Source organism: Lutimonas sp., assembly GCF_051011215.1.
Lineage (GTDB): Bacteria > Bacteroidota > Bacteroidia > Flavobacteriales > Flavobacteriaceae > Lutimonas.
In genome coordinates this window covers 1-14280 of record NZ_JBPCUJ010000178.1, presented here as the reverse complement: position 1 = coordinate 14280, position 14280 = coordinate 1, and the positions used below count along the sequence as shown (strand labels likewise).

Sequence of the window (14280 nt, the reverse complement as noted above, 5' to 3'; positions counted from 1 at the left end):
GCCCCTAAGGTAAGTTTTAAAGAAGCAGTGATCAAAGGAATTGCGCCCGATAAAGGTCTATACTTTCCTGAACGTATAAAAAAACTCCATTCCGATATATTTAAAAACATCGACAACTATTCGAATAATGAGCTGGCTTTTCTATTGATTGAACAGTTTGTTGGTGAGGATATTCCAAATCAGGATCTTAAGTTGATCATTGAAGATACCTTAAGCTTTGAGTTCCCTCTGGTTCCTATAGAAAAAGATATCTATAGTTTAGAATTGTTTCATGGACCAACGATGGCTTTCAAAGATGTAGGAGGCCGATTTATGGCGCGATGTCTCTCTTATTTTAATAAGGAACAAACCACTGAAGTCACCGTATTAGTGGCTACTTCAGGTGATACCGGAGGCGCTGTAGCCAGTGGATTTTTAGGAGTTAAAGGTGTGAATGTGGTCATTCTCTATCCCAGTGGAAAAGTGAGTGAAGTGCAGGAAAAACAACTAACTACCATGGGGCAGAATATCAAGGCTCTTGAAGTAGATGGTACTTTTGACGATTGTCAGGCCATGGTGAAAAATGCCTTTTTAGATCAGGAAATCACAGATAAAATCCAGTTGACCTCGGCCAACTCTATCAATGTTGCCAGGTGGTTGCCGCAAATGTTTTATTTTGCTTTTGCTTATAAACAACTATCCGATAAAAGTAAAAAACTGATTTTTTCGACTCCAAGCGGAAATTTCGGAAACATCTGTGCCGGGTTCATGGCCCGTCAACTAGGTCTTCCCATCGATCATTTTGTAGCAGCAACAAATGCAAACAGAGTCGTTCCAAATTACATGAGCAGCGGTACATATGAACCCATGAAATCGGTGGCTACCATATCAAATGCCATGGATGTGGGTGATCCGAGTAATTTCATTCGAATTCGAGAGATTTTTAAAGATAAATTTGAACAGCTTAAAAAATACCTTTCATCCTTTTCCTATTCGGATTATCAAACCCGGGAGGCCATGAAAGAAGTTTATGCAAATAATGGCTACATAATGGATCCACATGGAGCCGTTGGATATTTAGGTTTAAAGGAATATTTAAAAGATCAAAGAAAAGCCCAGGGAATATTTATGGAAACTGCACATCCTGTTAAATTTCTGGATGTCGTTGAACCGGTCATCAAAAAGCGAATTGAGTATCCAAGCCAAATTGAGGCAGTCATCCATAAGGAGAAAAAGGCTACCTTCATCAGCAGTTATGAAGAATTAAAATCATTTTTAACAACATAGTTATCTGGTAAATGCTTCTCCAATCCTGAAGTATAGTCCCCAGTCGTCTTTTCCAACAGCTACATCCATTCCAACACTGATCTTCGAACTAGGAATGGCCAAAAATCGTATGCCACCACCAACAGCGGGCAGCAGATTATCGAAGGAAAGATCACTGGCATCATTGATCGCTGTGGCAACACCTCCAAAGGCTACATATCCCCATCTTTTTGCAAACCAATGCCTATATTCAGATTGCACATCATAAACCTGGTTTGCCCTGTATTTACCATTTGAATAACCTCTTAAATCATCTCGTCCCACTACATTTTGGCCGGCAAAAGGAACATCACCAATGGCCGCCTGACCATATGCTCTTAGTACAATGGTATTTCGTTCGCCTTGAGGAAAATACTTATTATACTCAAGATTGATATTGGTATAAGTAGAGGTACTTCCCAAACTCTCTAAAAACGTCATGGTATTAAATTTCCCATTGAATCCATTCAATGGCATAAATTGATTATTTCTGGTATCGTATTCCGAGGAAAATCCAAAGCCGAACAGATGTACATCTTCCGAAGGGTTCCCAATGGCATCAAACTCTGTCAAGGCATGGGAATAAACAAGGTTCCCTCCGATATAAAGTTTTTTGTAAACCCTCGCTAAAAAATCAAGGTAAAGAAACTGGAACTGGGTATTATAATCAACAAAAACACCATCTCCCGGAGGTGGTACCGGAATGATTCCTGGTGGCAATCCTCCAATAATATCACTCCAGTCAACGAAGGTCTGAAAATTAACAGAACCAAATCCACCTGCCAGTTTTGACCTGTACTTATCCTCCTTGATATAGAACTTATTCGCCTGAACAACAAACCAGGAATTATTAGTCGAATAATTACCAATCAGTGTTGAACTGGACTCCGGAGAAATCGTATCACTGGCATTCAACTTATAAAAACCTGAAGCCATGAACCCAAAAATAGCTTTAAAACTATTGTTGTAGGTAATGGTGGGAATGATTACTTTTTTAACTTTTTTAGGTGGCTTCGTTGCCTCTATAGTATCATTAGAAGTTTCTTGAGCAAACAAAAGAAATGGCAATAAAAACAGAAAAAGAAATAAGGGGCTTGTTTTATTCATAAATCAAATTTATTGAAAAGCGCGCTGTCTGAAAATTATATGCTTAATTAATTTGTTATATTTAACTTCTATTTAGAGACTATGAAAAAATGTATCGTATTAAGCATTATACTCACCATATTTACGACTGCTTTGTCTGCTCAGAAATTTGAAAGAAAAGATAGTTTACAAGGAACAATCACGAAAGAAAGAGCTTGGTGGAATTTAGTGCATTACGATATCGAAGTGAATATAGACATCAATTCAAAATTCATTTCAGGAAAAAACACGATTCAATACGAAGTATTGGAATCAGATTCTATCATACAGATAGATTTGCAGTCACCAATGAAATTGACCCTTGCACGACAGAATGGTTCTTTTTTGACCTATAAAAGAGAATATGGAGCTTATTTTATCAAATTGCCTGATGTTCAGGAAAAAGGAAGCACTCAAGAAATTACCATTGCGTTTGAAGGCAATCCGGTGGAATCAATGAATCCTCCATGGGATGGTGGCTTTGTTTGGAAAAAAGATAAAAATCAAAATCCTTTTATCGCAAACGCGAACCAGTCTATAGGTGTTAGTGCTTGGTTGCCCTCTAAAGACATCCCATATGATGAACCTGACCTGGGGATGGACATTAGAATCTCAAGTCCTGAAAATGTAATCAGTGTTTCCAATGGCCGATTGTTGGAAACGACAAAGAACCCAGACGGAACCAAGACATTTTATTGGAAAGTAGAAAATCCCATCAACGGATATTCCATCAATATGAACCTTGCCGATTATGTGCATTTCAATGATGTTTTTGAAGGTGAAAAAGGTCCCTTGGATTTAGACTTTTATGTCCTGAGTTATAATCTTGAAAAGGCTAAAAAGCAATTCAAACAGGTTCCTAAAATGCTGGAGGCTTTTGAACATTGGTTTGGTCCCTACCCTTTCTATAATGACGGCTATAAACTGGTGGAAGTGCCCTATCTGGGAATGGAACATCAAAGTTCTGTTACCTATGGAAACAATTATGAAAACGGCTATTTGGGTTCAGACCTGAGCGATACAGGTGAAGGTTTAAAATTTGATTTTATAATTATTCATGAATCAGGGCATGAATGGTTTGCCAATAGTATCACAAACTATGATATTGCCGACATGTGGATTCATGAAAGTTTTACAACCTATAGTGAAGTATTGTATTTAGATTATCATTTTGGCAAGGCTTCGGGCAATTCATATTTAAAAGGATTTCGTGAACGCGCCATAAATCTGAGCCCGATTATCGGCATTTACGGAGTCAATAAACGTGGTTCCGGAGATATGTATATTAAGGGAGCGGCAATGATCCACACCCTCAGACAAATAATGGATGATGATGAAAAATTCAGAGAATTGTTAAGGGCCATCAATAAAGAATATTACCACCAAACGGTCAGCAGTGCAACACTGGAAAAATTCATCATGGACTACACCAATCTTGAGTTGTCAGGCTTTTTTGATCAATACCTGCGAAATATCAAAATACCTGTATTACAGTTTAAAATTAATAATGGTGTGCTCAAATATCGATTTAGAAACACGGTCGATAACTTTCAGATCCCTCTAAAAACGACCATCAATGATGAGGTTGTATGGCTCAAGCCAACAAAAAAATGGCAAACTTATGCCTCTGAAGCAAAAGTATCTCAGTTTAATTTAGATGATAATTTCTATGTCTATCTAAGGAATTGATCAAGACCTATTCATCCGCATCAAGATTGGGTAACAGCAGGTTGTTAAACACGCTCTCCTGTTCCATCATTTTTTCAATATCCTCCGATTTTCTTGGCGCCAGTGCTGAATAATTTACCGGTCCATCTTTGGTTACAAGCACATCGTCCTCTATTCTAACAGCAATACCCCACCATTTTTTATCACAATTACTGCCTTCTCGGATATAAATTCCGGGTTCTACAGTGAGTATCATATTCTCCTGAAATGCCCCTCGATTATTTAAATCATGAACATCCAGACCAATATGATGAGACGTACCATGCGGGAAATAGGTACGTCCGTGATGCAACGAATCAATTATTCCAAGATCTAAGAGACCTTGATACACGACTTCTCTTGCTGCGGCATCTACTTTTTTATAATCATTACCAATTACCATGGCTGCGATACCCGCCTCCTGGGCATCATAAACCAAATCGTATATGATTTTCTGCTCTGGTGAGAATTTTCCATTGGCTGGAATCGTTCTGGTTACATCCGCTGTATAGCCCCGGTATTCAGCACCTAAATCCATTAATACCAGATCATTTCCAACATTCAATTTATTATTATCAACATAGTGAAGCACACAACCATTATGGCCGGCACCAACAATAGACGGGTAACCTTCATATTCAGATCCATATTTTTTAAAAACCATCTCATGAATACCTTGCGTTTCTGTTTCCGACATTCCTGGATGCATTGCTTTCATCACTTCTATCTGACCGACACAGGATATTTCAACAGCTTTCTTGATCAATTTAAGTTCTTCGGCACTTTTCACTTCTCGTAAACCGCCCATTAATCTTCTGAGGGATTTGTTGTCAACAATTGTCTGGGCCGCAGATGATTCTGCATCAATAGATTTGTCATCCGGCATTGGAATGCTATTTACACTTGTTTTAAACTGTTCTATGAGCGCATACAAATTGGGTTGTTCACGTCCTTTTTTTCGAACATCATTTTCAAACTCCTTAAACATGATCTTGTCAAACTTTGAAAAATTGATGGGGTCATCTATAAAAGCCTGTCCGCCATAAACATTATTGAATCCAAGGTCTTTAATAGCTCCTTCTACACCAACTCCGTCGCCCATATAAATTTTATAACGTTCTCCTCTTTCGTATACATATAAGGTTTCATTGAATTTTTTTCCATCTTTTTCCTGATCTTCTGAAAAAATGACCAAAACCGAATGGGGCTCTTTCAGTCCCGTTAAATAGTAAAAATTCGGATCCTGATGGTATACAAAATCAACATCATTTGCCCTGTTACGTATCGGGTTCGAAAAAAATACAGCAACACTGTTATCTGGCATAACGGCTCGTAAGGCTTCCCGTCTGGTTTTATGAAATTCCGCACTGAGATAATCTGTAGGAATATCGGCTTGAGACCGAACGCCAAGGGTTGTGAAAAATAATAGAATCAGTGAGCTTAATTTAAGTTTCATAAGATTTTGTTTTTAGGGATCGAAAGATATGAAAAATAATAGCAGCAAACTGAATGCGAATTAGCCTGGAAAACAATCATTCTTCTCCACATATTTTTTAAATTAGCATAAAATATGAATCGATGAAAAATACAGCTTTAACACATATACATGAATCTTTAGGAGCGAAAATGGTGCCGTTTGCAGGTTACCTGATGCCAGTACAATATGAAGGAATCAATGTGGAACATGAAACAGTTCGCCAAGGCGTGGGAGTTTTTGATGTGTCGCACATGGGTGAATTTTTAATTGAAGGACCGCATGCCCTCGATCTTATTCAAAGAATCAGCTCCAATGATGCCTCAAAGCTAGAAATTGAAGATGCACAATACAGTTGCATGCCCAACGATCAGGGTGGTATTGTGGATGACCTTATTATCTATCGTGTAAAAGAGGAAACTTATTTATTGGTGGTGAACGCTTCCAATATTGAAAAAGACTGGAATTGGATCAGCGAACACAACAGCAATAAGGCGGAAATGAAGAATATCTCTGACAATTATTCGCTTCTTGCTATTCAAGGTCCTAAGGCAGTAGATGCCATGCAAAGTTTAACTTCTGTTGATTTGGCTGAAATTCCTTTTTATAAATTTAGAGTGGCGGATTTTGCCGGAGTCGACCACGTGATCATTTCAGCTACCGGGTATACTGGCAGTGGTGGATTTGAAATCTATTGTAAGAACGATGAAGTCGAACAGATTTGGAACAAGGTATTTGAAGCGGGTGCCGAATTCGGGATCAAACCGATTGGACTGGCTGCAAGGGATACCTTACGTCTGGAAATGGGGTATTGTTTGTATGGAAATGACATCAATGATGAAACTTCTCCTATTGAAGCTGGTCTCGGATGGATTACTAAATTTTCAAAGGACTTTGTGAATTCAAAAGCCTTGCTGAATCAGAAAGAAAATGGTGTCGAAAGACGCCTTAGAGCTTTCGAACTTGAAACACGAGGCATCCCACGACAAGGATATGATATCGTAAATGAGGCGGATCAAATTATTGGAACTGTTACTTCGGGTACCATGAGTCCCAGTTTAAAAAAAGGAATTGGTCTAGGTTATGTCAATACAGGCTATACAAAATTTGGTACTAAGATTTTCATCAAGGTCCGAAACAAGTCTCTCGAAGCAACCATCGTCAAATTACCTTTTTATAAATCCTAGTATTTTTTGAATGATCGATACATCGAAAAATAAAATACTCTCTTATGTAGACCATCATAGTATTCACATATTGATGTTTTCTATTCTTTTGTTGGTCTTTGTTCCTCCATTCATTGGGAAAGATTCGGGAATTACACATTTTTATATTAATGCTGTTTTTTTGTTAATCGTAAGCACCAGTTTTATAATTGTGAGAAAAATCAAATTTTCTCGCTATTTGGGATTTGTTACATTCCTACTGATTGTCATCGATGGCTTTTTAGAACATGATATCCTCAACTACATATCACAGATAGGATTGTCATTTTTAATCATTCATGCTTTTATTTTAGTCTTAAGAGAAGCGATGTCTTTAAGGGGTGATACCAAAAACATGATTCTGGTTTCAGTGACCGGATATCTTATTATTGGCCTTATTGGGGGATTTCTGGCAACCATCTTAGAGTACCTGTCACCCGAATCTTATTATCATTCAACGGGCTTGAAAATGGAACTCTACAACCTAATCTATTACAGTTTTGTCACGATGACAACCTTAGGGTATGGCGATATCATCCCAATTACGGAAAAATCTCAGGCACTGGCTCTTATTCTGGTCTTGTCAGGACAATTATTTCTGAGTATTATTATTGCGATCAACATTGCGAAATTCATGCAGAGAAAGACCAAATAAGCGTTTTATTTGTCGATTTAGATTTTATTGGTGCATGGGATCCAAGGTATGTGAAGTGAGGTTCTGGACTGTAAAATCCAAGCAAATGAATCCCTAAGCTCAGAGATGGCGAGTCATTATTGTTTCTTCAAATTCAAGTGAAAATTCGGATCGAACTGTTCAGCATTCTTACCTTTAACATCCTTGAAAAACGTATGGAAATAAAGGAAATCTTCTTCCATACTATCCGTCAAATAATAAGGATCATTGATCAAAACCTGTTTACGCCCAAAATCAAGTGTTGCCATAACAATAGGAACATTAGCCCCTTTAGCCACATGGTAAAAACCCGTTTTCCAGGTAGACACCTTTTTTCGTGTTCCTTCAGGAGAGATAGCGAATATAAATTTATCATTGGTATTGTAAACATCTATCAGGGTTTGTACCATATTCTTACTTTTTGTTCTATCTACAGGGGTTCCGCCCAATAGCTTGAAGAAAAATCCAAAAGGTGGTTTAAAAAGGGACTTTTTTCCTATAAAATTGATCATCACACCTTGTGAAAACCGCACCAAAATGGCCAAAGGGAAATCCCAATTTGAAGTATGAGGTCCGGCAATTACTAAATATTTGTTCAAATCCTTCGGAAACCCATTCACGACCTTCCATCCTAAAACATTGAAAAGAATGAACTTAGAAATACTTTGCATGCTAATAATTTAGGAGATTTTTTTTTTGTAATATCGTAATTAATTCCAATATAGATAATTCTATGAAACAATTTCTATTCATTTTAGCAATACTCCAGTGTTTTTCAGTTACTTATTCTCAGAAACAGAAAACAAGTACCGGACCAATTTTTGAGGATTTTGGAGCTGTTTATACCATCGAAAATGCTGACCTTTTATTAGAAACAGATACGAAATACAAAGTAATATTCGATGTGTATTCCGATGAAAAGAAGTCGGGTACCATGAATCCATTGATCAATACTGTGGCAAGATTTATGAATATGCATGCTCAAAATGGTGTTTTACTGGAAAATATGGACATCGTTTTGGTGCTTCATGGAGCCGCTACTAAAAATGCACTTAATGAGAAAAAATTTAAAAAATTATTCAAAACCAAGCACCCAAATTATGAATTATTAAAGGCCTTGGCAGCGAAAAATGTTAAAACCTATGTTTGCGGACAGTCCATGATAAGTAAAGAATATAAGGCTTCAGATATCTCTGAGTATGTCGACATCTCTTTATCAGCTTTGACTGCTCTTGTAAAATACCAGTCTGAAGGATATCAAATTATCAATTTCAATTAATTAGTCATGTCATCTACCATCATCGCCGTCCTTTTTATTATAAGCATTGTCATTGCTGTTATTTTAACCTACGTGATCAGTAAACTTAAATTTGAGAAAAACATTTCGATGCTGAATGAGCGAATTTCATCTTTGTCTCAGGATAAGGAAGAAAATGAAAGAGATGCACGTAACATAGAATTAAAATCAGAAGAGTTTCGAACCACAATACAAGAGCTTCAAATGGAACTGGTAAAAAGAGATGCCGCCTTAGATCATTCAGCGGAAAAGCTACAGGAACAAGGTGAAGAAGTCTCTAAACTTCAGGAAAAATTTTCGAAGGATTTTGAAATTCTTGCGAATAAAATTCTAGAGGACAAAACAAGTAAATTCACTGAAAAAAATAAAGAAAACATGGAGTTGATACTCAACCCCCTGCAGGATAAAATTAAATCTTTTGAGAAGAAAGTTGAAGATACCCATAAAGAAAGTATTGAAAAACAATCTGCCTTGCGTCAACAGATATTAGGGTTGAAAGAGCTCAATGAACAAATGAGTAAAGACGCCGTTAATTTAACAAAGGCTTTAAAGGGAGATTCAAAAAAGCAGGGTGATTGGGGAGAATTGCAGTTAGAAACTATTTTGGAAAAAGCTGGTTTGCAAAAAGATGTGCACTTTTCAACACAAGATGGCTATCGAGATGAAGACGAAAATCTAAAAAAACCAGATTTAATTATCAACCTTCCGGATCATAAACATTTGATTATTGATTCCAAAGTGTCATTGACAGGATATGAGCGATTTTTTAGCGCAGAAAATGAGATTGATGAAAAGGCCGGATTAAAGAATCATGTACAAAGCATTCAAAAGCATATCAAGGAATTAGGCACAAAAAACTATTCAGACCTTTATGGCATCAATAGTCCGGACTATGTCATCATGTTCGTTCCTGTTGAACCGGCATTGATGCTTGCCTTACAACAGGATCATGATCTTTATTTACAGGCCTTGGATAAAAATGTAGTGCTGGTTTCTACTTCCACCCTATTGGCTACATTGTCTACGGTTGCATCAATTTGGAAGCAGGAGGATCAAAAACGAAATGTGATCGAAATCGCACGTCAGGCAGGTGCCTTGTATGATAAATTTGAGGGGCTTGTTCAGGATCTCATCAAGGTAGGCAAGCAAATAAATGCCTCTCAGGATGGTTATAAGGCGGCCATGAACAAACTATCCGATGGAAAAGGAAATCTGATTAGTCGTGTTGAAAACCTTAAAAAACTAGGAGCAAAAACGAAAAAAGCATTGCCACCAAACCTCTTGGAACGGGCTGGTGACGATCAGAATTAAACTTTTTAGTAAGTTTCCTACGATTCCTACGACCGACTAAGAAATAAATTTTTGATGCAAAAATTTTTATTTCTGATGGGCTTTTTGCTTTTATATTCCGTGAACACCAATGGGCAGACCTGCTGCTCAGGTGGAATTCCGTTGTCAAACAGCATTGGATTACCGATTGAAAATCAAGGTGCCTGGCAATTTAGTCTCAGTTATGATTACAATCGATTAAATACTCTTTTAAGCGGATCAGATCGCTTGGATGACGATTCAAGGCTGCGAATTACACAGTCCTTACTTTTTAACACAGGTTATACCATCACCAACAATTTATCAGTTGAATTTTTATTGACCTATGTCAATCAAAAAAGAGAAATTAATCAATTTGGAAACACAAATTTAGATGAGACCTATGGCATTGGCGATGCTGTTTTATTGTTTAAATATAATTTCAATAATATATTTGGGGGCTCAAATACCTTACGATTAGGGGCCGGACCGAAAATACCCTTCGGGGCAACCGATAAGCGAAATGACAATGGCATTCTACTGAATCCGGATCTGCAACCCGGTTCGGGGGCCTGGGACCTGATACTTTGGTCCACCTATTTACAAAGCTTTGATTTCAGACCATCGGGAACTTTTGCCGGATCGCTGATTTATAGACATACTGGGACCAATAATAATTATTTCAACAATACAACCACCTATCGGTTTGGATCAGAATTTCAGGCCTTTTTAAACTATACTGATCAATTTGTGATTTCAAAAACACTCATTGATCCGGGCTTGGGAGTTAAATACAGACAAGCTGGTAACGATGAAATAGCCGGAGCACCTCTCGAAAACACAGGCGGTAAATGGGTGAACCTGGTGCCGAGTCTAAACATACACCTGAGTAAAAAATTATTATTGATTTCTAAAGCGGAACTTCCTGTTTATAATTATGTGGAAGGCACTCAACTTACTCCAACATACAGAATCACAGCCGGACTTTTTCTCACCTTAAGTAAAAAAGGTAAGAATGAATTACAAAACCTAAATAATGAATTATGAAGTATTTAAAATTCTCCTTAGCCTTTTTCTTCTTCGCTTTTATTTCCTGTTCAGGAGATAGTAATGACATACAACCTACCGAACAGGATTTCCCTGGTGCAAATCCAATATCGACCGATGACTGGTTGATTGATACCGATTTCATCATTGATGCCGGACCAGGATTAGATGGTATTCCGGCCCTGGTCAATCCCGAAACCGTTTTTGCAAATCAAATTGATTATGTATCTGATGATGATCTGATCATTGGGATTTCCAATGGAACGAATCAACTTGCCATTCCTCACAAAATTTTAGACTGGCATGAAATTGTTAATCTCGATAATTTTGGAAGCACTTTGGCAGTTGTTTATTGTCCCTTAACCGGCACCGGCATTGGCTGGAATACAGAAATTAACAATACGATTACCACCTTTGGCGTATCTGGTTTACTCTACAAAAACAATATTGTACCTTATGACAGGGCTACTGGCAGCAATTGGTCGCAATTAACGGCAAAATGCGTTAATGGAGAATTAATCGGGTCGAGCCCGGAAACAACGGTTCTGGTGGAGTTATCCTGGGGACTATGGAAAACTTTATATCCTGATTCCAGGGTTCTAACCACAAATACCGGTCACAGCCGTCAATATGCGCTCTATCCATATGGAGGTTATAGAACAGATAATGAACAATTTATTTATCCCATTGAGCCTTTAAAAAATAATGTTCCTGCGAAAGAAAGAGTTTATGTGATCAACGATGAAGAAAAAGCCAAGGTATATCGATTTAGTAATTTTGAAGGTGGAAAAATCATCAGGGATCAATTTCAAGGGAAAGACTATTTAATTATCGGTAATGCCGATTTTATAGTTTCCTTTGAATTGGATGATAATACGCGAAATTTTGAATTTACCTATGAATTTAATGGATCGGAAATCATTATGACCGATGATCAGAATAATGAATGGAATATTTTTGGACAAGCCCTATCAGGTCCAAACAGGAGCCAGTTTTTAAAGAAATCCCATTCCGGAATGATGTCGTATTATTTTTCAGTCGAATCCTTTTATGAAGGCCCTGAATTTTATGAATAGTTCACTATTTTTTTTACTGAATTTTTAAAAATATCTTTGATAAAAAAATATGGCCGTGATTTCGTCTTCATCTTATGATCCTACATTGGCTTTTAAGAGCAAGCATTTCAACACAATTTATCGGACGCTGTTTCACAAGATTCCAGTCAAATTTGACAGAAAAAGGATGGAAACCAGGGATGGAGATTTTATGGACATCGACTTTTCTACTGTCGGTTCTGAAAAGCTCTTCATTATAATCCATGGCCTTGAAGGTAGTTCAAGTTCTAAATATGTGACCGCCATGACCCATATTGCGAATCAAAATGGCTATGATGTGGCCGCTGTAAATTTAAGAGGATGCAGTGGAGAAACAAATCGTCATTTATATTCGTACCACAGCGGTAAAACAGACGATTTGGATGAACTCATAAATTATCTGGATCAGATAGGCGTTTATCAGCTATTTCATATAGTTGGCTACAGTCTTGGAGGAAATATGCTTTTAAAGTATTTGGGTGAAGACAGAAAGAAGTATTCTCCGAAATTAGCATCTGGTACCGGAGTGTCTGTCCCTTGCGATCTCAAGGGATCTTCAGAGACCATTGCAAAATTTTGGAATATGGTCTATATGCAACGTTTTTTGATTTCTTTAAAAAAGAAGACCTTGATTAAAATGGAACAATTTCCAGAAGTTGGATTGGATAAAAATGCTATTCTAAATTCAAAGAATTTTCTCGATTTTGATAATTATTTTACAGCACCTGTCAATGGCTTTGAAGATGCTGAAGATTATTGGAAAAGGAATAGTTGTAGGCAGTTTTTACATGGAATACAAACACCAAGTCTTTTAATTACTTCTGTAGATGATCCGTTCTTGTCGAGTTCATGTATTCCTTTAGAAGAGGCAAAGAATAATGATTTTTTTCATTTGGAGATGACGAATTTCGGAGGACATGTAGGCTATAATTCAAATTTTGAAAATGGGAGTGGCTATTGGCTTGAGAAACGAATCATTGACTTTGCAACATCGGTAGAATAGCAATTTATTGCGATGCATAATTCTTTGATATCCTCATTTGCAATTGCCTATATTTGTAGCAAATTCTGTGATAGAAATTGAAACAACTTGTTGTCATTATTTTCTTTATTTCCCAAGGTATTCATGGGCAGGCCTTCAGAAGCTTTTCTAATGAATTTCTCAACTTGGGAGTTGATGCCGCTGCTTTTGGTATGGGGAAAGCTGTCATTGCATCCAGTGGTGATGTCAATTCCATCTATTGGAATCCGGCAGGGCTGACAAAGGTAGATGATATTCAAGGCGCATTGATGCATGCAGAATATTTTCAAGGCATTGGCAAGTATGACTATGCTGCCTTCGCCAAACCTATCAATGAGGAAAGCACCTTTGCCCTGGCTTTTATTCGTTTTGGCGTAGATGATATTTTGAACACCACAGAATTGATTGATAGTCAGGGAAATATTAATTATAACAATATTAGTTTATTCTCTGCAGTGGATTATGCCTTTAATCTGGCCTATGCCAGAAGGCTGCCGGTGCAAGGCTTAGACATTGGAATCAATTCAAAAATTGTGCATCGGAAAATTGGCGATTTTGCCTCGTCATGGGGTTTTGGTTTGGATGCTGCCCTTCAGTTTGAAACGGAAAGTGAATGGAAATTTGGTTTAATGGTGCGCGATATTACAACCACGTTCAATGCCTGGAGCATCAATGAAGAAGAATTTGATAAAATCCAAAATGCCATTCCAGGAGAGAATCAAGCAGCGCCTGAATCGCTCGAGCTTACCAAACCTAAAATGCAGTTTGGTGTGGCCAAGTCATTTGTTGCCTTTCGTGATTTTACCATCTTGACCGAATTAGATTTAAATATGCGTTTTTCAGAAACCAACGATATTCTATCCACCTCTTTTCTGAGCATAGATCCTGGTGTTGGCTTACAGTTTGATTATTTAAAAATGGCCTATTTGAGACTGGGCGTCAATAACTTTCAGTATTTCACTGAATTCGATGGTTCTAAAACTACTTCTTTAGAACCTAATTTCGGAGTAGGATTCCGATATAAAGGCATACAGATTGATTATGC

Annotated in this window: 13 protein-coding genes; 10 read left to right on the top strand and 3 right to left on the bottom strand. The window is 37.5% G+C overall.

Annotation, left to right across the window (positions count from 1 at the left end):
* Positions 1 to 1266, top strand: a 1266-nt coding sequence (gene thrC / locus ACR2MV_RS16685; protein WP_434023458.1) for a threonine synthase, incomplete at its 5' end; no start/stop codon positions are given.
* Here the strand turns inward: thrC and ACR2MV_RS16680 are convergent.
* On the bottom strand, positions 1267 to 2391 hold the full coding sequence (locus ACR2MV_RS16680) for a BamA/TamA family outer membrane protein (RefSeq protein ID WP_434023456.1): 1125 nt from the start codon (positions 2389 to 2391) through the stop codon (positions 1267 to 1269).
* Between the two features lie 81 nt (positions 2392 to 2472).
* Here ACR2MV_RS16680 and ACR2MV_RS16675 point away from each other — a divergent pair, with 81 nt between their 5' ends.
* Positions 2473 to 4098 (top strand): M1 family metallopeptidase, encoded by a 1626-nt coding sequence (locus ACR2MV_RS16675; protein WP_434023455.1) that lies wholly within the window; start codon positions 2473 to 2475, stop codon positions 4096 to 4098.
* A 7-nt stretch (positions 4099 to 4105) separates the two neighbouring features.
* Here the strand turns inward: ACR2MV_RS16675 and ACR2MV_RS16670 are convergent, their stop codons facing one another.
* Positions 4106 to 5572, bottom strand: a complete 1467-nt coding sequence (locus ACR2MV_RS16670; RefSeq protein ID WP_434023453.1) for an aminopeptidase P family protein — start codon at positions 5570 to 5572, stop codon at positions 4106 to 4108.
* Positions 5573 to 5694: 122 nt separating this feature from the next.
* Between ACR2MV_RS16670 and gcvT the strand changes: the two genes are divergently transcribed.
* Both gcvT and ACR2MV_RS16660 read left to right on the top strand, forming a co-directional pair.
* Positions 5695 to 6777: a glycine cleavage system aminomethyltransferase GcvT gene (gcvT, locus tag ACR2MV_RS16665; protein ID WP_434023452.1), complete on the top strand. Its 1083-nt coding sequence runs from the start codon at positions 5695 to 5697 to the stop codon at positions 6775 to 6777.
* 10 nt (positions 6778 to 6787) lie between these two features.
* Positions 6788 to 7450, top strand: a complete 663-nt coding sequence (locus ACR2MV_RS16660; protein WP_434023450.1) for an ion channel — start codon at positions 6788 to 6790, stop codon at positions 7448 to 7450.
* Between the two features lie 116 nt (positions 7451 to 7566).
* On the opposite strand, the gene ACR2MV_RS16655 is transcribed toward ACR2MV_RS16660, so the two are convergent.
* Positions 7567 to 8139: a 1-acyl-sn-glycerol-3-phosphate acyltransferase gene (locus ACR2MV_RS16655; RefSeq protein ID WP_434023449.1), complete on the bottom strand. Its 573-nt coding sequence runs from the start codon at positions 8137 to 8139 to the stop codon at positions 7567 to 7569.
* Positions 8140 to 8201: 62 nt separating this feature from the next.
* Here ACR2MV_RS16655 and ACR2MV_RS16650 point away from each other — a divergent pair, with 62 nt between their 5' ends.
* The 6 genes from ACR2MV_RS16650 to ACR2MV_RS16625 all read left to right on the top strand — a co-directional run.
* Entirely contained in the window at positions 8202 to 8747 is a 546-nt protein-coding gene (locus tag ACR2MV_RS16650; RefSeq protein WP_434023447.1) for a DsrE family protein, read from the top strand.
* A 6-nt stretch (positions 8748 to 8753) separates the two neighbouring features.
* The gene (rmuC, locus tag ACR2MV_RS16645) at positions 8754 to 10076 is read left to right on the top strand and encodes a DNA recombination protein RmuC (RefSeq protein WP_434023446.1); all 1323 of its coding nucleotides are present in this window, start codon (positions 8754 to 8756) and stop codon (positions 10074 to 10076) included.
* A gap of 54 nt (positions 10077 to 10130) precedes the next feature.
* Entirely contained in the window at positions 10131 to 11120 is a 990-nt protein-coding gene (locus ACR2MV_RS16640; RefSeq protein WP_434023444.1) for a hypothetical protein, read from the top strand.
* The gene (locus tag ACR2MV_RS16635; RefSeq protein ID WP_434023442.1) at positions 11117 to 12196 is read left to right on the top strand and encodes a DUF3179 domain-containing protein; all 1080 of its coding nucleotides are present in this window, start codon (positions 11117 to 11119) and stop codon (positions 12194 to 12196) included. Before ACR2MV_RS16640 ends, ACR2MV_RS16635 begins: the two co-directional genes overlap by 4 nt.
* 49 nt (positions 12197 to 12245) lie before the next feature.
* Positions 12246 to 13217 (top strand): YheT family hydrolase, encoded by a 972-nt coding sequence (locus ACR2MV_RS16630; RefSeq protein WP_434023440.1) that lies wholly within the window; start codon positions 12246 to 12248, stop codon positions 13215 to 13217.
* 77 nt (positions 13218 to 13294) lie between these two features.
* Positions 13295 to 14280 (top strand): PorV/PorQ family protein (locus ACR2MV_RS16625; RefSeq protein WP_434023439.1); only part of this gene is annotated, 986 nt, incomplete at its 3' end.